The following is a 20,211-nucleotide window of genomic DNA, read 5'->3' on the forward strand; positions in this document are numbered from 1 at the left end:
AACTGGTGTTCGGTCGAGGCGTGAAATAAAAGCCCCACGAGGGGCTGATTGGTAATTAGCGAAGGTCTTTCATCTGCGAGGTGTTTGTGTACTCGCTTCGAGCCACCTTTGTTTGCTCAGCGTAAACTTGAACGAATGGCACTTTGTATGATCCATCGTCTAGGAGCTGATTACCGACTTGGGCAGCGAGTGAGAAGTAGTGCTTTAAAGTGGCGGCATCAGCAGCCTGCAGGGCGCCGTCACACCAGAGCGACACGCCAGTTATATTCTTTTCCGTACCATTGACCTCAATGCGTGAAACCAATGGATATTCATCCTTACCACCCATATCGGCGAAGAGCGAGTTGGCCTTGTCTTGCAAAGATTCTTTAGGCGCAGACGAGCTACTTGTGCTTGATGCTTTGCTCTCAGATGACGCGCTCGTCTTGGACGACGAGTTGCTGCTTGAGCTCTTGTTAGATGCCTTGGAGGACTTGACCGACTTGCTTGATTGCGCAGCGGTATCCTTGTCCGACTTGTTACTGTCAGGACTTGGAGTTACCGCAACCCCAATAAACAGCAGCGAAATTCCTAAAACTATTAAAATGAGCGGCTGCTTCAAGGACAACTTTTTCTTTCGAAATGAAATTACTCGAATAATGCCAACGATGAATATTGCGATGCCTGCAATATCAAGAAGGCCACCTACTACATCCATTTTAAATTACCCCCCAAGTGTCAGCTTTTACCGTCGTCAGTATTTGGACGATTGATTGTAGTATTCTCTTATTTCAGTTTCAGCCATACCGACAAGTGGTTCAGGCACGTGGAAGGCGTCCATGAAGGCTTGGCTGTTAGCGTCCTCGGCTTCGGTGTCGGCAAAGAACATCGGCACCAGTATATGAAAGGCCGTGCGGTTGGCTTCAGCTTCTTGCCCCTGCTTGAGTAAAGTAAACATGTACATGAACCCGCTGTGCCTGTTAAGTATGTGACCAACCTCATGCGCCGCTTGGAGCGGGAGCTGGGCTTGGTCGTGGAAGTTCATATTGATAACGATGCGGCGCGCGTCAGGGTTCGATGCGCACGGGGTGTCTGAACAGAAATCGTTTGAGCATTCTACCCCTATGCCATGCTCAAAGGCGTAGTTCAGAACCTGCGTCAGATAGTCATTCATCGTCTTTTTTAGTGCCTCGCAATAGGCGTCTCATGAGCTCGATGTCTTCGGGCGGGATAGGGCGACCCTCAAAGGACATGATGACGTTCTTGTCTGCGAGATCTACGGCGGAAGTGTTAGCTGCATAGCGGCTGTTTGTCCGGCCAAGTAAATAGTCTGATGTGGTGTCAAAAATGGCAGCAATCTGATTAATTTTGTCAATCGGAGGCTCACGCGTGCCGCGTTCCCACGTGCCAACAGTTTTAGATGAAACACCAAGTTTTTCTCCGAGGCTTTCTTGAGTGTAGTCGTTTTCCATGCGTAGAGATCGCAATCTTTCACCAAACATAACGTAGCCTCCTTTACTTAAAAGTCTACAAACAGTAGCCATTAAAATGAATGCACAAAAGGTAGTAAATAATTGTTGCATGCTACGTTTTGTAGTAGTATATTATAGACATAGCAAAGCTACATAATGTAGCCGGGAGGTGAAACCATTGAACAAATTGAGAATGTTGCGGAAGCAGAAGGGGCTCACGCAAGGTGAACTTGGCGCGAAAGTTGGGTTCTCCGGTAAGGCCGTTGCAGCGTGGGAAAGCGGTCGAAACACTCCAAAGCCAGCAACCATGCAACGCATTGAAGACTTCTTCGGGGTGCCGAAGGAGGAAATTTTTTTTGAAGCTTATAGCTACAAAGTGTAGTAAGGAGGCAGCAATATGAACAAAGAACTGAAGCAATATGCCCTGCGAATTGCAGAAATATTGCAGGAACAAGGCAACCCATACAAACGAGTTGAGATTGATCAGAGTGGCATAAAAATAGTCTCCACCGATGCGTTCGAGCCAATTAAGTGTTCCCAGCATCACAAGTGTTTCATTTGTGGCGATCCCGCATATTTGCAACTGGACGACGGGCAATGGGAATGCGGTAACTGCGCCCAGATTGCCGCTGAGCTTTCAAAGGAGGACGAACGATGATCAATCAGAAACTGGTCGGAAGTCTAGTTGAAGTGGCTGGCGAAACGGTTGGTATCGTAGTATCAGCTGACACAAAAACACTGCTGATCCGCAAAGGTTCTGTCTATTGCTTGGACGGCGAGACTGATACCTTTGTAGCCGGATCAAATGCAGTGTTCATAGACAAATCGGTTGTGGAAGACTGCTACTGGATCAAGCTAAAGCCAGCCACGCTTATTACGAAATCCATCAACATTAATGACGGCAGACAACTGGTTAGCAAATTTCTGAACGTGGATGTTGGGGCCGTCAAAACCGCTAACGAACTCGATACGATGTACTAGATATACGGGTAATTTGGGATTGACGTTTGAAATCAAATCACCGCGCCTTGGAACTTCAGGGAGTTCTAATTGGGTTTCACGCCGTCCTTCGACGATCAAGTTGCATGTAATCATCATAATCACCTCCTTTCAGAGGCGATTATCTCACATGTCAAAGAACGAAAGGGGGTGACGCCATGAACCGCAAAGAGAAAATCACCGTGATCTACGAGTACTTCCAGCGCGCAGGACGCGACTACACCATCAAGCAACTCGAGCGGAAGTCAGACCACTTCATCGACAGCGCGCTTATGTTGATCGAAAGCGATGAAGAGAAAGAGCTGGACGAACAGGTCGCCAGCATCTAACCAAATCATACAAGCGTATGAAGGTATTTGTGAGAGGGGTGTTATTCATGAAGACGATGCCACTTCAAGGCCGCTACTCAATCAGGCGGTCAATCAGGAGCCCACGTACATTGCGCCACGAGATGCAACGGGTAGGCATGACCGGAGTTAACACGGCGCGAGTTATCGGCGTTTCTCAACCGTCAATGTCACGCATGATGAATGGCAAGCAAGACATTCAACTTGAGGACGCCGCCAAGATTGTTGAACAGGCGCAGGACGCGTTTCTGGCGCTGGATATGGCGCACCAATTCGTGCACGTCACAGCGCCGGTTATCAATGGCGATGGGATTGTCAAAGAGCCATTGGCCATGGCAATCAGGCTGGTGCCAGAAATGCAGCAAGCCATCGAGGCGGTGCAGAACTCATTTGATGAGCTGACCACACCAGCCGACAAGGTGAAGGACACCAGCGACCCGCTGAACGCGGTCAATCAGCTACTTGATGCACTGCTGTATGGGAGCAACGCGGCGGCGTTCATCTGCGAGGAATTCGGCTGGTCGATGCAGTCCATGATGACCGAGCGGGTCAAGGACTGGAAACGGCAAGGAATTGTAGGTGACTGATATGCAGGAATTGAGCAACGCAAGACGGCTAGTCATCAAGCGCAAAGCACAGCGCGCCACGATGAGCATTCAAACGGCCGCGAAGTACATCGGCTGTGATGTGAACGCGGTCAAAATTCTGGTCGATCTCGGCTACATCAACACATTGAAGATTGGCGCCACCAAGATACCTAACTTCGAGCTAGAACGCTTCATGCGCGAGGCAACAGATGAAGGCATCGACTACAACGCCATCATCGCCAAGTATCGAAGGGCACACGAGCGAAAGGAGCAAGAAGCATGAAACACCCATGGATAAGCATTACAAACTGGTTCGATAACTTCATGACCAAGCACCCAGCGGCCGCAGACTTCTTCAACTGGTATGAGCCAGACATCGACCCAAGCGACCCAGCCAGCTACCAGGAAGAACACGCCGAGTTCTGGCAGGACACAAAAAAAACCCCAGCGGCGGCAACCGCAGAGGCAATAGAAGTTAAGAAAAACATCATTTCTCTTAGTCTAACACGCCAGCAGCCAAAGCGAAAGGTGGTGCGCTGATATGGACGATGAACTGAACGCAGACCTCGAAGACTATTACGAGGACGAGATGCAGGACAAACTCACAGCACTGCTAGAAGCAACGGAGGAAAAGGCATGACAAACGAATTAACCGCACCACAAGACCTAAAGTATCAGGTCGATTACAAGCCAAGCACGATCACCATTAACAACTACGACGACTTGAAAGCGCAGGTTGCCGCGTACGCATCAAAGTACAGTAACTTGGTTGTGACGGACGGAACGCTAAAAGACGCTCAAGACTCACTGGCAAAGCTACGCAAGTTCAAAGCTGCCATCGACAGCCAGCGCAAGGAAGTCAAAAAGCAATATAACCAACCGCTTCACGATTTTGAAAATCAGGTCAAGGTGCTCACCGGAGAAATTGACGCTACCATCGTACCAATCGACAGTGCCGTCAAGACGCTTCAAAAAGCGGCAGAAGATGAACGACACGACAAGCTGCTGGATTACATCGGAGAGCTTGCGCCATCCTACAAGATTGACGTTACGGACGTTGAGTTAGAGGACGGATGGGACAAAGTCAATATGTGGACGCCAACAGGCAAGCCAACGATTGGTCTCACCCGTGCGATCGGGGCCAAGCTGAAAAGCATGGTCGAACAACGCGAACGAATTGCATCGGATAAGGCAGCCACTAAGGCATACGCAGATGCCAACAACCTAGATGCCTATTCTTGGCTGCAAGAAATCGAAGCCGGTGCCACCTTTGCTGAACTCCGAGTTCGTATGGACGCGGCGCTGATGCAGCGTAAGAAGGATGAAGAACGCGCACAGCGCGCCAAAGAGGCCGCAGACGCGATTGCCAAGGCTAAGCAGGAACAGGTAGGCAATACCACGATTGACCGTGAGACGGGCGAAATTGTGCCACAGCCGGAGCAAACAAGCCTGATTGATGAAGAACCACAGCAACAAGCGCCGGTCTACACCCGTGCATTCCGCGTCACCACAACCGAGGAAAAGATGTGGGCACTGGCCGATTTCATGAAGGCCAACAAAATCAGCTACGAATCAATCAAGGAGGCATAACCATGAAACGCTCTGAAAAGACTATTGAACTCATCAAAGACATGCGCAAGTTTCGTACTCAAGTTAAGCAACCAGACAAGAACGCCACGAACCCATTTACCAAGTCGAAGTATTCTGACCTTTCAGCCGTCATCAAGTCCGTTGACGCTGGCATTCAAAACACCGGCCTCTCATGGACGCAGGACGTTTCAAACGATCATGGCGGCGTCACAGTGCAGACCATCATCTTTCATGACAGTGGCGAATACATCGAGTTCTCACCACTGACTATGCCAGCAGGAAAGGGCACCGCGCAGGAGCTTGGGAGCGCTGAAACCTACGCACGGCGCTACACCCTCCAGACAGCCTTCGGGCTTGTCGGTGATGCTGACGATGATGGAAATGCCGCATCAAATCGCCAAGCCCAGCCTAAGCAAGAACAGCCACGGCGCGCACCAGCACGGCGTTATGAACGGCAGAGCGTCACGGCAAAGCCTACACAGCCTGCCGAACCTGTTGCTACTGCCGAGCAAAAGCAACGTTTGCTCGAGTCGCTCAAGGAGTTTGCCAAGGTGCGCGGACTTGATGGCAATGATGTATTCACCACCGTAGTGGGCGAATCGAAGCTTGGACCGGTCAAGTGGGGACAGATGACAGAGGCACAATATCAAGCCGTATCTGACGCCTTCCACCGTATGTCAGCAGTTGCCCCGGATCCACAACCGGAGCCAGTTGCTGACGAACCAGTAGCCGAACCAGAGCTTCCATTCTAGGAGGCACAGCAATGACAAACGATAAAACAGGGTAGGGGGTGATCTGTTGGACTACTTCAAGCAAAGACGGGCTTTCCGTAAATTGCTGACAGAAGAATTGGACCTCTCATTGGGCCAGATATGTCTGTATCGCGAGTTACTAGATTACGCGAACGATGAGAGCAAAATGGAGGACCAATTCAGGCTCCGCAATTCGGTATTAGCCAGTCGCACCGGCCTAACTGAGGACGGCGTTAAAGCCGCGAGGAATAGGCTGGTCCAAGAGAACCTGATTGAATATGATCCCGGCAATAAGAACAAGATGAAGCCAGGTTACAAGCTCGTGCAGTTATACACGGAACGCCGCAACCAGTCCGGTAGTAGTACCCCAACTAGTCCGGTAACAGTCCCCCAACCTGTACCCCAAACTACGCCGCAACCTGTCCCTCATAAGAACTTACTAGTACCTGACATTGACTTGACTAGTAAAAAGAATACTCGTCCGAAGTCCGCAGCGCGGACGTTCGCACCAGACACCGAGGAATACAAGATTGCTGATCACTTGCGGGAACTAATCAAGACCAACAACCCAGAAGCCAAGCAACCGAACCTGCAGCACTGGGCCGACGACATTCGCAAAATGCACGAGCTAGACAAACGGCCATTCGACAAAATCATGCGCATGGTCGACTGGGCTCAAGCAGATACCTTCTGGGCAACCAACATCCTGTCAGCAGACAAGCTGCGCAAGCACTACGACCGCATGGCGGCCCAGGCTAATGAGCAGATGAAGCAGGCCAAGCATCCGGCTAAACCGAGCTATGGCCGCCCGTCACGTCAAGAGGCCACGCCATACTGGATGCAACCTGGATACAAGAAACAAACGGAGCAGGTAAGTGAGGCCACCAAGACCAAACTTGCTGAACAACTCAAGCAACTAGACCAACTCAGGAAGGGGAATAAAGATGCTAACACCAAAACAATGGCGTGACAGGTACATCAAGATTCTGACGTTGATTGACCAGTCCCTAGACTACCAGGGGTGCCCGCCAACACTTGATAGCATGGGTGACAAGCTCCACTTGAGCAAATCATCTGTGCAGGTGGCACTCGTGCATATGCGGCGAAACGGTCTGGTTAATTGGGATCGGAATGCGCCACGTTCCTTATGGGTCACCCAGAAGGGCGTATCCCTCTACGAGGAGGCACTACATGACTGACGGGGGACACAAAATAATTACATGGCTGTGCCTAGGGGCAGCATTAGTCTTTGTCATAGCGGGTAGTTGGTTTTTCTGGTATGGGAGCCCGTTCAAGGCATACTTCCTGATGCTGTGCGCGAACCTGATGTTGACCCTGCTTGTACTGGTGGGTCGTGAAGTATGACTTGGCGGGGTCATAACAAGTACCACGCGAAGAAGACGGAGACCGCGGACGGCAAGATTGCTGACAGCATGGCCGAGGCGGCGTACTACAACCAACTTCTTCGGCAGGACGTGCGATTTACCTACCACCAGAGCTTTGAGATTCTGCACAGCTTCACGCTCAACCGGAAGCAATACTCGAAGCGGGTGTATACCCCGGACTTCTGCATCTACGAAGGCGATAATTTGGCCAAGGTTGTAGACGTGAAGGGCGGCACCGCCACGATGACAGATAGCGCCAGCCTACGCATTGCAATCTTCATGCGGCGCTACGGATTGCCGGTGACGGTGGCCAGATATGACTACAAGACGGGCCTGTTCAGCGAAGAGCAGGCATAGGAGGACAGCATGGACTATACAAAATCAGTTGAGGCATGGGCAGAAGCTCGTGGCCTTGACGTATGCGACCCAAAGGCACAGATGAGCAAGCTCATGGAGGAAGTTGGCGAGTTGGCACAAGGCATCAACAAGGGCAATCGCGACCAGACAAGCGACAGCTTAGGCGACATTCAGGTAGTGCTGACCGTGTTAGCCCGGCAACTGGGCTTGCATCAAGACACGTGTTTCCATCTCGCCTACAACGTTATCAAAGACCGCCAAGGCAAGATGGTGAATGGTGTGTTCGTGAAGGAGGCTGATCTCCATGATTAACAGCATCGCACTAACAGGCCGCCTGACCCGTGACGTGGACTTGCGCTACACGCAAAGCGGCACCGCAGTCGGCACGTTCACGCTGGCAGTTGACCGGCAGTACAAGCGGGACGGTGAGCCAACAGCAGACTTCATCAGTTGCGTGATCTGGCGCAAGAGTGCGGAGAACTTCGCTAACTTCACGCACAAGGGCTCGCTGGTGGGCGTAGAAGGCCATATCCAGACACGAAGCTACGACAAGCAAGACGGCACCAAAGTGTATGTGACCGAAGTGGTGGTCGAGAACTTCGCCCTACTGGAGAGCAAGAACACACAGACCGCACCAGACACCACAAATAAGCCGCAGACGGCGCCGCAACAGACCGGCGTGAATAGTTACCAGAGCCAGCAGAAGCCGGCGCAAACGGCACCGCAGACGTCAAATGACCCGTTCGCAAGTAATGGCAAGTCGGTGGACATCAGCGATGATGACCTGCCGTTCTGATTTGGAGGCGTGACATGGCAAATGAGCTAACAGAGCAAGAGAAGGCGGCCAACGAATGGTACTTCAAACACTTTGATCCAGATAACTACAAGGAAATCCGGCTGATGCAGCACGGCAAAATCATCAAGCTATACACCACTTTGAACGCGTGGTACTCGGATGACGAAGACGCAGAGGTCGCATTTGATACCGCTGCAAGGTTCGGCGAGCACGTGACCAGCGTGGCGGTTGACTACAAGCGATACAAGATGATTGGCGGCAAGGTTCGACGCATAGCAAATATGGAGGCATTGGAATGAAAATATACGCAGTGAAGAACGACAAGGGCGAGTGGTATCGCACGGACACTTTTGGAACCACATACTGGCTTGCTGGTATCGAAGATGCACAAATTTACTACAAATATGCACGTGCGAATGCGACTGCAGACCGTACTGGCGGACACGTGGTCGAGCTAATCGAGGCCCCGGCGAAGGTTGTGGTGCCTAAGTGGTTTGATGAGTGGCTTGACGCGTTCCACGGTTTAGGCCCAAAGGTAAGGACAATCGCGGCTGTCGGTAGAATTGCACAGCAGGGGTGGGGTTCGAATGCTAATGTGCCATTCCTCGGTGATAGAACCTTAGACAAAGCTGTAACACCAACGCTAAGCGTTGCCCAGCTCGATTACGTGCACGATAACAAGGAAGAGCTGATGGTTGCAGCATTGACCGGTAACTACACGGTCGAGAAGCCGAAGCGCTACGTCCTGCCGATGGAAGGAACAGAGGTCCAGACAGCCAATGGCGATGAGATTCAGAAGTTTGCGTGGCTCAATCCAAAAGGCAAGTGGGTAGATATGCCGCTCACAAGCATTGTTGGAGCCGAGCGTGACTTTACAGTCACCCAGTCGGACATCGACTCGGCCCCAGCGTGGGTCAAGGCGATCACGCCCGTGGAGGTGACTGACCATGACTAAGTATCTTGTAACGAACGGCAAAGGCGAGTTCTACAGCCGTCGTGGTGATGACTATGATTACGGCTCCCCACGGCAATTCGCATCAAAAATCGCGACGCGAAAGGGCGCAGAGAAGGTCGCTCGTGAGGGCAATCTGTTCAACATACTGTTCGGCGCGGCCGATGCGAAGACACACCCGTATGAGGTGGTGGAGGTGCGAGATGAGACAGATTAAGTTTAGAGCGTGGGATAAACAGCGGCGTCACATGTTTGACGTTGAACAGCTCGCATACAATTTGCGGGGCGAGTTGGTTAGCATCTATGGTTTCGGACGTGACTTTTCAAACGACCAAGAGGCACTGATGGGTGAGGAGCCAGACTTAGATAAGGCAGTGCTCATGCAATTCACCGGCCTGCACGACAAGAACGGTCGGGATATCTACGAAGGCGACTTGCTTCGTGTGGAACTTGATGATGACCCAGACTCCTACTACATCGCGCCAGTGACGTGGTGCGGTGCTGATTATCCAGCGTTTGACATTATGAGCAAGTATTGGCCGAAAAACGTGAGCTACGACACGAATGTGTTGTCTGCGATTGTAGCAGGCTGGTCGGAAGAAGTGATGTCCGTTGTTGGAAACATCTACGAGAACCCGGAGCTAATGGAGGTGGCCGAGCATGACGAAACCTGATATTGCCATTTTTGCGGTGAAGAAATACAACGCGCCGGTTAATCGTCTTGTTACCTACAATGGCAAGCCAGTGGCGATTGCAAGGTCTGCAAGACGTGCAGGCTTAATCGCAGCATATCTTGATGGAGCAAAAGTTGAGCTGAACGACAAGCGGATAGTGAAGATACTGGACCGAGCAATGGAGGTGGCCGAGCATGAACACTGAAAAATTAAAGATTGGCGACATTGTGCGAAACCCATGGGCACCTAGTCGGAAACAAGATTTCATCTTCATCCGAAGAGGCAAGCGATACTGCCACTTTTTAGATTTAGAGTACGGCTATCGCGAGGCCATGTTCGACAAGAAAGATGTCGATGAAAACTTTACCAAGGTTGGGCATTCAGCAGGACTGGACAAGATGTTTTTGGAGGTGACCAAGCATGACGATGATTAAGCTGGAGAACGGGGACTACATCAACACGGGTAATGTTACCAGAATCTATACCGTAAACTGCATGGATCTAATCGGAGACAGAGGGTTTCATGACGAAATCCGTGCCAGCTTTGGTTCGACATCTACAGAAATTACTCCCGCCGACCGTGACCGCATTGTAGAAGCAATGGGCGGCAAGCCGAGTGGCGAGTACGGGGAAGCCATTCGGTGGAATGTGGCAGGAAATCCGTATGAGATGGATCTTGACGGAAAAACCTACACACTCACGGAGGTTGAACCATGACAGCACACAAATACTACAAGCGCGGCCTCGTTACCGCAGAGCAGTTTGACGGTACTAACGTAATGGCAGATAAATATGGACTCGGCCCGTCTTTGGAGCATCCAGAAAGTTCGATGTGGTGGGCAATTAACACGCTAGAGGGCCAACTGACGGTGAAGCCAGGTGACTGGATCGCCACCGGCGTGAACGGCGAGCATTGGCCGATTGCGGACGACATCTTCAAGAAGACGTATGCGGAGCTTCCGGTCATTCCGCAGGCGGTGGGAGAGTACATCGAGTGGGCGAAAGACAACGAATTGTCCCTCGTCGATGCCATGCGGTGGCACATGATGCCAGACTGGGCGCTAGACCACAGCGACACCTTCGCCCTAGCTTGGTTACTCGGCGAGTGGGAGGTAGATGATGCTCAAAATTCTTGAGTTGTTCGGTGGCATTGGTTCACCTCGCATCGCGCTCCGTAACTTAGGCATTCCGGTAAAGTCAATCGACTATGTAGAGATTGATGAAGCCGCCGTGCGCAGCTACAACGCCATGTTTGTTGGTCAGCACTATGATCCGCAGAACGTCATCGGTTACGACCTGAAGCCTGACATTCTGATTCACGGCTCACCGTGCCAAGACATCAGCATCGCAGGCAGACGCCTCGGCGCAGATGAAGGCTCAGGCACGCGATCAAGCCTCATGTGGCAGACGCTCAAGATTATCGAGCAGATGGGCGTCTGGCGGCCGCGAGTGGTCATCTGGGAGAACGTCAAGGGTGTGCTCCAGAAACGCATGGCGGCCAACTACGCGAAGTATTGCGACGTGCTGGACGGCCTCGGCTACACCACCACGAATGCCGTGCTCGATGCCAGGCAATTCGGCCTACCGCAATATCGCGAGCGAGTCTTCACCGTCAGCGTGCTGGGTGGGCAACCATTCGACTTCTGGAGGCTGAGACAGTCGGCGATGCGGCCCATTGGCGACTTCTTGGAAGAGGCCGGGCCAGAGTACACAATCACCAGCCCGTCAATGCTGTCACGGCTGCCAGGAGCCTCAAATGGGGCGTTTGCTGGCCGCCTGATGCCAATTGACCGCTGGTGCTGGACAATCACCACCAAGCAGAACAGGAACCCTAACAGCGGCGTTGTGCCGCTTGGTGGCGGACGCTACCGCCTGCTGACTCCGCGCGAGTGCTGGAGGCTGCAAGGCTACTCAGATGCTGACTTCGATGCAGCAGCCAGAGTCAACGGCAAGACGGCCCTATACAAGCAGGCCGGGAACAGCATTCCCGTTCCGATATTCGAGTCAATATTCGAGGAGATGGCAATATGACTAAATAAACCAAGCAAGACGTATTCGATGAGGCAATCAGTCAACTGATGGGCTTAAAAAGCTTTTATGCGGATGAGAACTATCCATTGGAGCTACACACCCGTTACGCCGCGGCCACAGACGGTGACCCGGCGTGCCCGTACTGCCACGATGAAGAAGGACAGCCATGCGGCCCTGACGGGTATTACGCCAACAACTTGTCGATAGGCAGCGACGGATACATCGAAGACTCAGACAAAATCAAGTACTGTCAGTATTGCGGACGGAAACTGGAGGCAAGCCATGAGTGAAGACAGGAGCCGGCGCATCAGGCACGCCATCGCCAAGGCCATCAGGGGCGCGTTCTACACCATCATGGCGATTGTTGGCATCTTCGTGCTGATTGTTCTTGTGGCTGAGGCTATAAGAGACCCATGGAAAATGCTGGCAACAGTAGGGACTGTAGTGCTGGCAGGGGTTGTATTGTTAGGCGGCGCGTGGCTGGTTGACTGGCTGGAAAGGTAGGGGAAGCAAAATGAATTTTGACAAAAACGGCTTGCTGAATGGAATCAGCAACGCGGACTATCAGAAGCTATTCACCGCGTGGAAGGCCGACCAACAATTCATGATTAAAGTGGGTGCGATTATTGTAGTAATCGGTGTGGTGGCTATTACTTTGGGCGCCATTCTAGCGCTGCTTTTCTACTCCGAGTATGTGTCCATTATTCTGATTGCCGTGGGGGTTTTGGTGTCTCTTATTGGAGGCGGTGTATGGTGCACAACGAGCTATAACCTTCACAACAACCCAGAACTGCATTTCATTCAGTCATTTACGAACGTCGATTAAATTTGGGAGTGATCTACATCGAAGAACTGAGCAAGCGCAAGCTAGCAGATCTTTGCTACACGATCATCTTCTTGCTCTATGAAGTTCTGGACAAGCTGGAGGAACGCCAATGAACGACAGACATCGTAGAGTGCAGCGGTTGAGGAAACAGCAGGCGGCGGCCGAGCGTAGACGATTGAACCGTGAGCTCCGGGCATATCTGACGGCATTTGGGAAGGTATGCAAAGGCGCTGCAGTCGCACTCACACAATTTTCCGATGAGCTCAAGCGCGCCATGCAGTCTCAAAAATAGCGCAAAAAAATAGCGCGCCTGATGAAGGTGCGCTGGAGGTATTTGAAGTTGGGGAAGTTATAAATGAAATTGATGAACTGAGTCATTCAATCTAGGGAGATACCTCCACCGATATTATAGCAAACCAACACGTCGAATGTTCATTTAAATACGCAGAAAGAAGGAATTAACAATGATCAAAGGTTTTAAAACAATCGATTTAAGCTCGAAAGCCGGGTTTAAAACTTTGCCATATCCTGCGCTGGCAGTTAGCGAAAACAGATTAGTCCTTAATGGCAAAGCGCGTGTTGCCTTGGGTGATTTCACAGCTCTGCAATTAGGTATCGATGATAGCCAATCGCAACTGGCAGTATTAGCGGCTCCAACAGACGCACGGGGAGCCGTCATCGCAACGGTCGGGTTAAAGAAAAGCGGCATCATCTGCCGCTCGGAGCTGAGCCGATTGCTGTCAAAGATATCCGGTAGCAAGAAACCAGTATTCAAGGGGCATATTAAAGAACCTGCAACCATTGTTTTTGATTTGAAGGTCTGAGTTAGTACGTCATAAGCATCAAAAAAGCGCACCATTACGGCACGCCTTCCCCCAAAACTTTTCCGAGACTCATTATAGCATAAGGGGTGGCGCTTGTGATGGAGCTTTTATCAATTAGCGATGAAAAGGACCGGGAAGCAGTCGAAAATATTCTGAATAAATACCGATCAGAGCGCGGATTCATCAAAGCGCCAGTTAATCCAAAAATTACCAGTACGTGGGGAGACGGCACTTCTGCTAGCACCGCTCAGCGTCCGCTGTATGCACAGCAACGTTTAGAGAGGCAGGCTTCGGCGCGTAAATTCTGCGACTGGTGCGACAATTGTATTGCGTCGATGCCAAAGCAATCGCATCAGCGTTTATTAAGGGTGCGCTATTGCGAAGGACCCGAGACGGAAAAGCCAGACGGTGATGCGATGAACATTCTAGATATATCTTCAGCAACCTACACACGCAGAAAGAAAAATGCGTTGTTAGCAGCGGCATGGTACTTTGGTGTCACCCCTGGACAAAGTAGTGAGCAATAAATGATTGATGAATGAGGACTAAATGAGGACTATTTGAGGACTAATTGATTGATAAATGAGTGGCGAACTAAAAACGAAATCGCTTATGATGGTATTGTGCCAAGGGTGGAAACCAAAGACACGCCTCTGCCGGTCTGATTCCGGCACGGGGAATAGCTTGCGATGACCCCCACCTGACAATGGAAGAGCGAGCAAGTCGCTGTGGCGGATTAGGTAGACGCCAACCAGTACATGCGCATACTTAAGAGGGGCTGGCAATGGCCCATGTCGGGTGCAAATCCCGACCAGTGATATGTAAGGTTAGATGTTTTTTCGGAGTCAGATCGATGTAGTATTTCAGAGCCAGTTGGAGTAATATTTTTTCGAGGCGATTGAAATGGAATATACAAACGAGTTTGACTATTTGACAGCGTTAATTCGGTCTCACAAGTTTTCGGAAATGACATTGAATGATATTCATGAGGAATCTAAAATTTACAATTTAAATCCCAATAAAGTTTCTTTCATTCTCGATGATTTGCTTCAGGTAAAGCTTATAACATTCGGTCCGATGATGGACAAGGAGGACGGTGTAAAACTAATGCTTCTGGGAACCGCATCAGAAATCATTAACAGCCTTGAATGTATGTCTAATGGCGATAAATAGATAACCTGCATAAAATTGGCTGCATTGGCGCCCCGCTCGGTTGAGGTGCTATTTTTGTGCTTGAATTTACAATTAAAATGCAAAAAAAGGGGCACAAGCCATATAAATGGTGTGCCTGCCTATAGGAGCGGTCACTTATGAAAAGTTAACCGTGTGTGCATTATACAACGTTAATTTTATCAAGTAAATGCTAGAAGAAAATATATTGCAGGAAGGCCAGAGCAATGAGCCAAATGATCATGACCAAGTTCGGCTACATGTCAAAGGTTGAGGCCTTGATCCTTGGTCGGCTTGCCAAAGAAGAAAAAGTAAAAGCTAAGGAAGACAAGAAGCGCGGGAGGTGTGGTGATATGTGATGGGCAAGGCAAAGTACGAATATTGGCGCACTGATGAAGGCCATACACTCATGGGCGGTTGGTCACGGCAAGGACTAAGCGATGAACAGATAGCTCATAATATGGGCATCAGCAGAAAGACCTTGGCCGTGTGGAAGAACAAGTATGGTGACATAGGTGACACGTTAAAAAAGGGCAAGGCTGTGGCCGACTTTGAGGTCGAAAACGCACTGTTCATGCGTGCCACTGGCTTCAATGTTGTTGAGCAGACAGAGGAACTCATCGAAGACACCGGTCAGAATAAACGGCACAAAGAAGTGCAGGCCCTGACCGAAGACGACTGGGCGTTCGCAAAGGCATACTTCGGTGATACCTGTGCATATTGTGGACGAGTGGTCGACCTCACCAAGGATCACCTGGACCCACTCAAGAATGGTGGAAAGCTCGACCGCTACAATGTTGTCCCAGCATGCCAGCGGTGCAATTCATCGAAGAATGACCGCCAATGGCTGGCCTGGTTCGGTAAGCAGAAGTTCTATGACAAGCAGCGGGCGGCCAAGATAAGCGACTACATCGACCTCATGCTGCGCCTGCCAAAAAAGTCGCCACAACCAAAGCTCACGGTCACCAAGAAGGTCACCAAGTTCGTGCCACCTGACACGGCAGCCATGATCTATTGGCTCAAGGTACGCGACCCAGAGCACTGGACTGAGCACCTCACAGCCGCACAAGCTGCCAAGGCATCAGCGGAGGCTAAGGTGGCTCAGGCTAAGGCTGATGTGTTGAGTGATGTGATCGCCAAGGATGGGACGGTGATTGTTGATGACATCCCAAACGATTGAGCGGCCAAAGATTAAGCTGACCTGGCTTATCCAGCCACACTTCTACAAGTTCTGGCGAAGTAAGGCAACATACTTCATCCTCAATGGCGGACGTGGTAGCTTCAAGTCCTCAACTGTCAGCCTCAAGCTGGCTACCAAGATGAAGTGGCAGATACAGCAGGGCCACAAGGCGAACATCATCGTGGTGCGCGAGAATGCCAACAACCTGCGCGACTCGGTTTATAGCCAAATCGCCTGGGCATTGGACAAGCTCGACATGACCGATGAGTTCATCTTCTCGGTCAGCCCGATGAAGATTACCAACAGGTGGACAGGATCGGCATTCTACTTCTATGGAGCAGACAAACCGGAGAAACTCAAGTCCAACACCGTTGGCGATGTGATTGCCCTCTGGTATGAAGAGGCAGCCAACTTCAAGAGCCAGGATGTCTTCGACCAGTCAAATCCAACATTCATTCGGCAGAAGTCAGCATGGGTCGACAAGGTGCCTGTGTTCTACACGTATAACCCACCCAAGAACCCTTATGAGTGGATTAACGAATGGGTCGACAGCCTGCGAGGTGATCCCGACTACTTCATCGACGAGAGCACATATCTCGATGACAAACTGGGCTTCACCACTGATCAGCAGCTCAAGCTGATTGAGAAGTATAAACGTAACGACTTCGACTACTACCGATGGCTGTACCTCGGCCAGGCAGTGGGGCTGGGCACCAACATTTACAACATGGCACTGTTCCACAAAGTGCAGAGCGTGCCTGCTGACGATGAAGTCATGGCGTTGGCCTTCTCGGTCGATACTGGGCATATGCAGTCAGCCACGGCGCTCACAGCATACGGGTTCAGCGCTAAGGGCAATGTGTATGTACTCGACACCTATTACTACTCGCCAGCGCATCAGGTCAACAAGAAGCCGCCGAGTGAGCTGGTCAAGGACATGCACGCCTTCATCATGACGATGAGCAAGCAATACCCGGCCGCTCAGATAGTCAGCAAGACCATCGACTCGGCGGAAGGTGCTATCCGCAACCAGTATGCATACGAGTACCACGACAACTGGCACCCAGTGGCCAAGCTCAAAGAGGCCGACATGATAGACGTTGTTCAAGACCTGCTCGCACAAGGGCGGGTTTTTGTTTTGGAAACAGAAGGCAACGGCATCTTCTTGGAGCAGCATCAGCAGTACCAATGGGACGAAAAGACCATTCAAAGCGATGACCCCAAAGTCATCAAGGAAAACGACCACACCTGCGACAACTTCAAGTACATGTGCTTGGACAACCGCCGCCGGTTAGGTCTCAAACGCTAGGAGGTGACGCCTGTGAGCTTCATCGACACAATCAAAAACTGGTTCAGGAAAGGAGGCGCAGCCATGGGCCTAGTCGAGAACTTGAGCAAGATAACCGACCACCCGAAAATCAACGTGGATGCACGCGAGTATGATCGCATCGACCGCGACAAGCTGTACTTCAAGGGCATGTTCCCCACTGTCAAATACTCCAACACGTATGGTGACCAAATGGAGCGGCCCTATGTCAGCCTCAACATGATGCAGGTCGTCAGCAGGCGCATGGCAAGCCTTCTATACAACGAGCAGAGCAAGGTGTCCGTTGATACCCGCGAACCATCAGAAGCCGACACAGCTGACGAGAAGCCGGAAGACGACAAGGCAAATAGCTTCGTGCAGTCAGTGCTCAACGCCAACGACTTCGGCAAGAACTTCGAGCGCTACCTGGAGTCCTGCCTGGCCATGGGCGGCTTGGCTATTCGACCATACGTTGATAACCAGACGGGGCAAATCAAGCTGGCATGGATCCAAGCGCCAAACTTTTTCCCGCTGCGGTCCAACACCAACGACATCACCGATGCTGCCATTGCTACCCCAACAATTCGGACGGAAGGCGGCAAGACGGCGTACTACACGCTGCTTGAGTTCCATGAATGGTCTCCACTGGGCTACACAGTCACCAATGAGCTGTACCGCAGTGAGATGAAGGACCAAGTGGGCAATCGTGTGCCATTAAGCATGCTGTACCCAGACCTAGCCGACACGGTCAACATGCCAGGCTTCTCGCGTCCGTTGTTCGTATACCTCAAACCTGCCGGCTTCAACAACAAGAGTCTCAACAGCCCGCTTGGCATCGGCATCTGTGACAACGCTCTTAGCACGCTCAAGCAGCTAAATGACACCTATGATCAGTTCAACTGGGAAGTCAGAAACGGGCAGCGGCGCATCGCTGTACCGGAAAGCATGACCGATGTGAAGTTCGTCAAGGGTGGCACCGAGAAGGCTAAGCTGGCCTTTGACCCAGACCAGAACGTCTTTGTGTCTGTGCCGGGTGATCCCGAAAAGATGAGCGTCACAGACCTCACTACGCCTATTCGGGCCAGTGACTATGTGACGAGCATGAACCAGTTCTTGAAGACACTAGAGATGCAGGTGGGCTTATCTGCTGGCACCTTTAGCTTCGATGGCCAGTCAGTCAAGACGGCGACCGAAGTGGTCAGCGAGAACAGCATGACTTACCAGACGCGCAATAGCCACTTAACGATGGTCGAGCGTGCCATTCAAGAGCTGGTGGTGTCCATCTGTGAGCTTGGCCGTGCGACGGTAATCAATGGCGGTAGCATCTACAACGGTCCAATCCCGACCATTGACCAGGTGGCTGTGGACTTCGACGATGGTATTTTCACCGATAAGGCTGCAACAGCTGATTATTGGATCAAGTTGCAGGCTGCTGGCCTGTGCGCCGACTGGCAGGCCATCATGCACGTCCAAGGCGTTACCGAAGACCAGGCACGTAGCATTGCGGCCGAGATTGCCGGCGATACTGCCGACAACGCTACAGACCCGATGGCTAGCCTATTTGGCGGGAACGGTGACAACGCTGCAGGAGATGGCGGTGATGACTGATGCCAAAAGTCACACAGCACCAGCTGGACGTGAGCGAGTCCTCAATCATCGATGTCTATCAGCACCTGGAGCAGCAGCTCTTTGAGGACTTCGTGAACCGGCTGCAGCAGCATGGCATTGAAGACGTCGACCAGACCAACGTGTTGCAGTGGCAGATGGAGGTCATGAACGACCTGCACCTAGTCAACTCCGACGTAATCAACGAGGCATCAAAAGCGACTGGTATTGCCCGTGCCAAGCTAGTCGAGCTATTCCAGCACCAGGGCTACAAGGTAGTCGACCAAGAGTACAATCGGGCCACCAAAGCCACTGGAAGGCAAGCAAGCACCTTGCAGGTCAATATGACTAAGCAAGTGCTAGATGGCTACCTCAAGCAGACGTTCCAGGCACTCGACAACAACGTCAACCAGACACTGCTAAGCACTAATTATGGCAGCAATGCGGCCACGAAGACCTATCAGCAGATAGTCAAAGAGACGACCGCAGATGTGCTTGCTGGCCTTAGGACGCCTGATCAGGCGCTCAAGGCCACCATCTACCGCTGGCGCGACAAAGGCATCGACCTCGGACTAGTCGACAAGGGCGGCCACAAATGGGGCCTAGAGAGTTATGCCCGATTAGTCGTGGACAATACAAGCCGCCGTGCCTTTCAAGCGGTACGCGACCAGGCAGCCGATGACGTGGGCGTTGATACCTTCGTCATGAGCAGCCACGAGGCCAGCCGTGCTGCCTGTGCGCCTATTCAGGGCAAGCTGGTGACTACCAGGGCGGAGAGCTTCACTGATGCCAACACAGGTGAGCACTTTATCAGTCTGTACGATCACGGCTACGGCACGCCTTCAGGAACATTCGGCATCAACTGCCACCATCTCAAGTGGCTATACGTGCCAGGTGCAAGCTCAAACAACCAGCCGCAGTATGATCCAGCTGAGGCAATCGCCAAGGGGGATATGGTAGCCAAACAACGCGAACTAGAGCGTCGCATTAGAGCATACAAGCAAAAGCAAGCTTTGGCGGAGAAAATGAGCGATACTGATGGCGTGATGCGCAACCAGTTACTAGTTCGTCGCAACCAAGCAGCATTACGCAAGCTAGTGAGTGATTTTGACTATCTACATCGCGACTATGCACGAGAAAAAGTATTCACACATTCATAATGAGGAGGCTTATCATGCTACATCACTACATGACCACATACCGAGAAGGCGGTCGTTGGAAGGCAGAAGCCTGGCTGCAGCTGAACATTTTCGGCCGCTGCTATTGCTTTAGCAAGCGCACTAAGGACCTCGGAGAGGCATATCTCACAGAAGCATAGACACACGACCTGAGTAAGTCGCTAAACTGCTCTTTTATTGTGTCCAAATCCATGCGGGAGC

The 20,211-nt window shown here is 51.5% G+C and carries 36 protein-coding genes; 33 read left to right on the forward strand and 3 right to left on the reverse strand.

The window, feature by feature from the left end; translation table 11 throughout:
- Positions 1-55: 55 nt before the first annotated feature.
- From AAA927_RS07340 to AAA927_RS07350, 3 genes are read right to left on the reverse strand one after another with little or no spacing between them, the layout of a single operon-like run.
- Positions 56-697 carry a hypothetical protein gene (locus AAA927_RS07340; protein ID WP_338217077.1) on the reverse strand — a complete coding sequence of 214 codons (642 nt, stop codon included), beginning with the start codon at positions 695-697 and terminating at the stop codon, positions 56-58.
- 36 nt (positions 698-733) lie between these two features.
- Positions 734-1,153, reverse strand: coding sequence for an ImmA/IrrE family metallo-endopeptidase (locus AAA927_RS07345; RefSeq protein ID WP_338217079.1), 420 nt, complete (start codon positions 1,151-1,153; stop codon positions 734-736).
- Positions 1,146-1,481 (reverse strand): helix-turn-helix domain-containing protein, encoded by a 336-nt coding sequence (locus AAA927_RS07350; protein ID WP_338217080.1) that lies wholly within the window; start codon positions 1,479-1,481, stop codon positions 1,146-1,148. The genes AAA927_RS07345 and AAA927_RS07350 overlap by 8 nt, the downstream gene beginning before the upstream one ends.
- A gap of 148 nt (positions 1,482-1,629) precedes the next feature.
- Between AAA927_RS07350 and AAA927_RS07355 the strand changes: the two genes are divergently transcribed.
- The 33 genes from AAA927_RS07355 to AAA927_RS07510 all read left to right on the forward strand — a co-directional run bounded on the left by AAA927_RS07355 (position 1,630) and on the right by AAA927_RS07510 (position 19,992).
- Positions 1,630-1,833 (forward strand): helix-turn-helix transcriptional regulator, encoded by a 204-nt coding sequence (locus tag AAA927_RS07355; protein ID WP_338217081.1) that lies wholly within the window; start codon positions 1,630-1,632, stop codon positions 1,831-1,833.
- A 15-nt stretch (positions 1,834-1,848) separates the two neighbouring features.
- A complete protein-coding gene (locus AAA927_RS07360; protein ID WP_338217083.1) occupies positions 1,849-2,109 on the forward strand; it encodes a hypothetical protein in 261 nt (86 codons plus the stop codon).
- On the forward strand, positions 2,106-2,432 hold the full coding sequence (locus tag AAA927_RS07365) for a hypothetical protein (protein ID WP_164506122.1): 327 nt from the start codon (positions 2,106-2,108) through the stop codon (positions 2,430-2,432). Before AAA927_RS07360 ends, AAA927_RS07365 begins: the two co-directional genes overlap by 4 nt.
- A 176-nt stretch (positions 2,433-2,608) precedes the next feature.
- Positions 2,609-2,779: a hypothetical protein gene (locus tag AAA927_RS07370; RefSeq protein ID WP_338217085.1), complete on the forward strand. Its 171-nt coding sequence runs from the start codon at positions 2,609-2,611 to the stop codon at positions 2,777-2,779.
- Between the two features lie 110 nt (positions 2,780-2,889).
- The gene (locus tag AAA927_RS07375; protein ID WP_338217087.1) at positions 2,890-3,384 is read left to right on the forward strand and encodes a helix-turn-helix domain-containing protein; all 495 of its coding nucleotides are present in this window, start codon (positions 2,890-2,892) and stop codon (positions 3,382-3,384) included.
- Positions 3,377-3,667: a hypothetical protein gene (locus AAA927_RS07380; protein ID WP_338217089.1), complete on the forward strand. Its 291-nt coding sequence runs from the start codon at positions 3,377-3,379 to the stop codon at positions 3,665-3,667. Before AAA927_RS07375 ends, AAA927_RS07380 begins: the two co-directional genes overlap by 8 nt.
- Positions 3,664-3,924 carry a hypothetical protein gene (locus AAA927_RS07385; protein ID WP_338217091.1) on the forward strand — a complete coding sequence of 87 codons (261 nt, stop codon included), beginning with the start codon at positions 3,664-3,666 and terminating at the stop codon, positions 3,922-3,924. The genes AAA927_RS07380 and AAA927_RS07385 overlap by 4 nt, the downstream gene beginning before the upstream one ends.
- A gap of 96 nt (positions 3,925-4,020) precedes the next feature.
- The gene (locus AAA927_RS07390; RefSeq protein WP_338217093.1) at positions 4,021-4,974 is read left to right on the forward strand and encodes a DUF1351 domain-containing protein; all 954 of its coding nucleotides are present in this window, start codon (positions 4,021-4,023) and stop codon (positions 4,972-4,974) included.
- Positions 4,975-4,976: 2 nt separating this feature from the next.
- Positions 4,977-5,726, forward strand: a complete 750-nt coding sequence (locus AAA927_RS07395; protein WP_338217095.1) for an ERF family protein — start codon at positions 4,977-4,979, stop codon at positions 5,724-5,726.
- 46 nt (positions 5,727-5,772) lie between these two features.
- Complete coding sequence (locus tag AAA927_RS07400; protein ID WP_338217097.1) at positions 5,773-6,696, forward strand: phage replication protein O; 924 nt, start codon at positions 5,773-5,775, stop codon at positions 6,694-6,696.
- Entirely contained in the window at positions 6,671-6,925 is a 255-nt protein-coding gene (locus tag AAA927_RS12870; protein ID WP_366150657.1) for a LexA family protein, read from the forward strand. The genes AAA927_RS07400 and AAA927_RS12870 overlap by 26 nt, the downstream gene beginning before the upstream one ends.
- Positions 6,926-7,087: 162 nt before the next feature.
- Complete coding sequence (locus AAA927_RS07405) at positions 7,088-7,468, forward strand: DUF1064 domain-containing protein (RefSeq protein ID WP_270235753.1); 381 nt, start codon at positions 7,088-7,090, stop codon at positions 7,466-7,468.
- 9 nt (positions 7,469-7,477) lie between these two features.
- On the forward strand, positions 7,478-7,780 hold the full coding sequence (locus AAA927_RS07410; protein WP_338217099.1) for a MazG-like family protein: 303 nt from the start codon (positions 7,478-7,480) through the stop codon (positions 7,778-7,780).
- Positions 7,773-8,264 (forward strand): single-stranded DNA-binding protein, encoded by a 492-nt coding sequence (ssb, locus tag AAA927_RS07415; protein WP_338217101.1) that lies wholly within the window; start codon positions 7,773-7,775, stop codon positions 8,262-8,264. Before AAA927_RS07410 ends, ssb begins: the two co-directional genes overlap by 8 nt.
- 14 nt (positions 8,265-8,278) lie before the next feature.
- The gene (locus AAA927_RS07420; RefSeq protein ID WP_338217103.1) at positions 8,279-8,563 is read left to right on the forward strand and encodes a hypothetical protein; all 285 of its coding nucleotides are present in this window, start codon (positions 8,279-8,281) and stop codon (positions 8,561-8,563) included.
- Positions 8,560-9,219 (forward strand): DUF1642 domain-containing protein, encoded by a 660-nt coding sequence (locus AAA927_RS07425; RefSeq protein ID WP_338217105.1) that lies wholly within the window; start codon positions 8,560-8,562, stop codon positions 9,217-9,219. Before AAA927_RS07420 ends, AAA927_RS07425 begins: the two co-directional genes overlap by 4 nt.
- The gene (locus tag AAA927_RS07430; protein WP_338217107.1) at positions 9,212-9,433 is read left to right on the forward strand and encodes a hypothetical protein; all 222 of its coding nucleotides are present in this window, start codon (positions 9,212-9,214) and stop codon (positions 9,431-9,433) included. Before AAA927_RS07425 ends, AAA927_RS07430 begins: the two co-directional genes overlap by 8 nt.
- Positions 9,420-9,890, forward strand: coding sequence for a YopX family protein (locus AAA927_RS07435; RefSeq protein WP_338217109.1), 471 nt, complete (start codon positions 9,420-9,422; stop codon positions 9,888-9,890). Before AAA927_RS07430 ends, AAA927_RS07435 begins: the two co-directional genes overlap by 14 nt.
- Complete coding sequence (locus AAA927_RS07440) at positions 9,877-10,095, forward strand: hypothetical protein (protein ID WP_338217110.1); 219 nt, start codon at positions 9,877-9,879, stop codon at positions 10,093-10,095. The genes AAA927_RS07435 and AAA927_RS07440 overlap by 14 nt, the downstream gene beginning before the upstream one ends.
- Positions 10,085-10,324 carry a hypothetical protein gene (locus AAA927_RS07445; RefSeq protein WP_338217112.1) on the forward strand — a complete coding sequence of 80 codons (240 nt, stop codon included), beginning with the start codon at positions 10,085-10,087 and terminating at the stop codon, positions 10,322-10,324. The genes AAA927_RS07440 and AAA927_RS07445 overlap by 11 nt, the downstream gene beginning before the upstream one ends.
- On the forward strand, positions 10,311-10,607 hold the full coding sequence (locus AAA927_RS07450; RefSeq protein ID WP_338217114.1) for a hypothetical protein: 297 nt from the start codon (positions 10,311-10,313) through the stop codon (positions 10,605-10,607). The genes AAA927_RS07445 and AAA927_RS07450 overlap by 14 nt, the downstream gene beginning before the upstream one ends.
- Positions 10,604-11,026, forward strand: a complete 423-nt coding sequence (locus AAA927_RS07455; protein WP_338217117.1) for a DUF1642 domain-containing protein — start codon at positions 10,604-10,606, stop codon at positions 11,024-11,026. The genes AAA927_RS07450 and AAA927_RS07455 overlap by 4 nt, the downstream gene beginning before the upstream one ends.
- Entirely contained in the window at positions 11,010-11,921 is a 912-nt protein-coding gene (locus AAA927_RS07460; protein WP_338217119.1) for a DNA cytosine methyltransferase, read from the forward strand. The genes AAA927_RS07455 and AAA927_RS07460 overlap by 17 nt, the downstream gene beginning before the upstream one ends.
- Positions 11,922-12,203: 282 nt before the next feature.
- On the forward strand, positions 12,204-12,425 hold the full coding sequence (locus AAA927_RS07465; RefSeq protein ID WP_338217121.1) for a hypothetical protein: 222 nt from the start codon (positions 12,204-12,206) through the stop codon (positions 12,423-12,425).
- Between the two features lie 10 nt (positions 12,426-12,435).
- Complete coding sequence (locus AAA927_RS07470; RefSeq protein WP_338217123.1) at positions 12,436-12,747, forward strand: hypothetical protein; 312 nt, start codon at positions 12,436-12,438, stop codon at positions 12,745-12,747.
- A gap of 464 nt (positions 12,748-13,211) precedes the next feature.
- A complete protein-coding gene (locus tag AAA927_RS07475; protein WP_338217125.1) occupies positions 13,212-13,571 on the forward strand; it encodes a hypothetical protein in 360 nt (119 codons plus the stop codon).
- A gap of 98 nt (positions 13,572-13,669) precedes the next feature.
- Positions 13,670-14,098 (forward strand): ArpU family phage packaging/lysis transcriptional regulator, encoded by a 429-nt coding sequence (locus AAA927_RS07480; RefSeq protein WP_338217181.1) that lies wholly within the window; start codon positions 13,670-13,672, stop codon positions 14,096-14,098.
- 376 nt (positions 14,099-14,474) lie between these two features.
- Positions 14,475-14,744, forward strand: a complete 270-nt coding sequence (locus tag AAA927_RS07485) for a hypothetical protein (protein WP_338217127.1) — start codon at positions 14,475-14,477, stop codon at positions 14,742-14,744.
- A gap of 224 nt (positions 14,745-14,968) precedes the next feature.
- Positions 14,969-15,100, forward strand: coding sequence for a hypothetical protein (locus tag AAA927_RS07490; RefSeq protein ID WP_338217129.1), 132 nt, complete (start codon positions 14,969-14,971; stop codon positions 15,098-15,100).
- The gene (locus tag AAA927_RS07495) at positions 15,100-15,921 is read left to right on the forward strand and encodes an HNH endonuclease (RefSeq protein ID WP_338217130.1); all 822 of its coding nucleotides are present in this window, start codon (positions 15,100-15,102) and stop codon (positions 15,919-15,921) included. Before AAA927_RS07490 ends, AAA927_RS07495 begins: the two co-directional genes overlap by 1 nt.
- Positions 15,902-17,230, forward strand: coding sequence for a PBSX family phage terminase large subunit (locus AAA927_RS07500; RefSeq protein WP_338217183.1), 1,329 nt, complete (start codon positions 15,902-15,904; stop codon positions 17,228-17,230). The genes AAA927_RS07495 and AAA927_RS07500 overlap by 20 nt, the downstream gene beginning before the upstream one ends.
- Positions 17,231-17,293: 63 nt before the next feature.
- Complete coding sequence (locus AAA927_RS07505) at positions 17,294-18,835, forward strand: phage portal protein (RefSeq protein WP_338217132.1); 1,542 nt, start codon at positions 17,294-17,296, stop codon at positions 18,833-18,835.
- Positions 18,835-19,992 carry a phage minor capsid protein gene (locus tag AAA927_RS07510; protein WP_338217134.1) on the forward strand — a complete coding sequence of 386 codons (1,158 nt, stop codon included), beginning with the start codon at positions 18,835-18,837 and terminating at the stop codon, positions 19,990-19,992. Before AAA927_RS07505 ends, AAA927_RS07510 begins: the two co-directional genes overlap by 1 nt.
- Positions 19,993-20,211: the final 219 nt, after the last annotated feature.

Origin of the sequence: Lacticaseibacillus salsurivasis, from assembly GCF_036246225.1 — a bacterium.
In the GTDB taxonomy this organism is placed as follows: Bacteria; Bacillota; Bacilli; order Lactobacillales; family Lactobacillaceae; genus Lacticaseibacillus; species Lacticaseibacillus salsurivasis.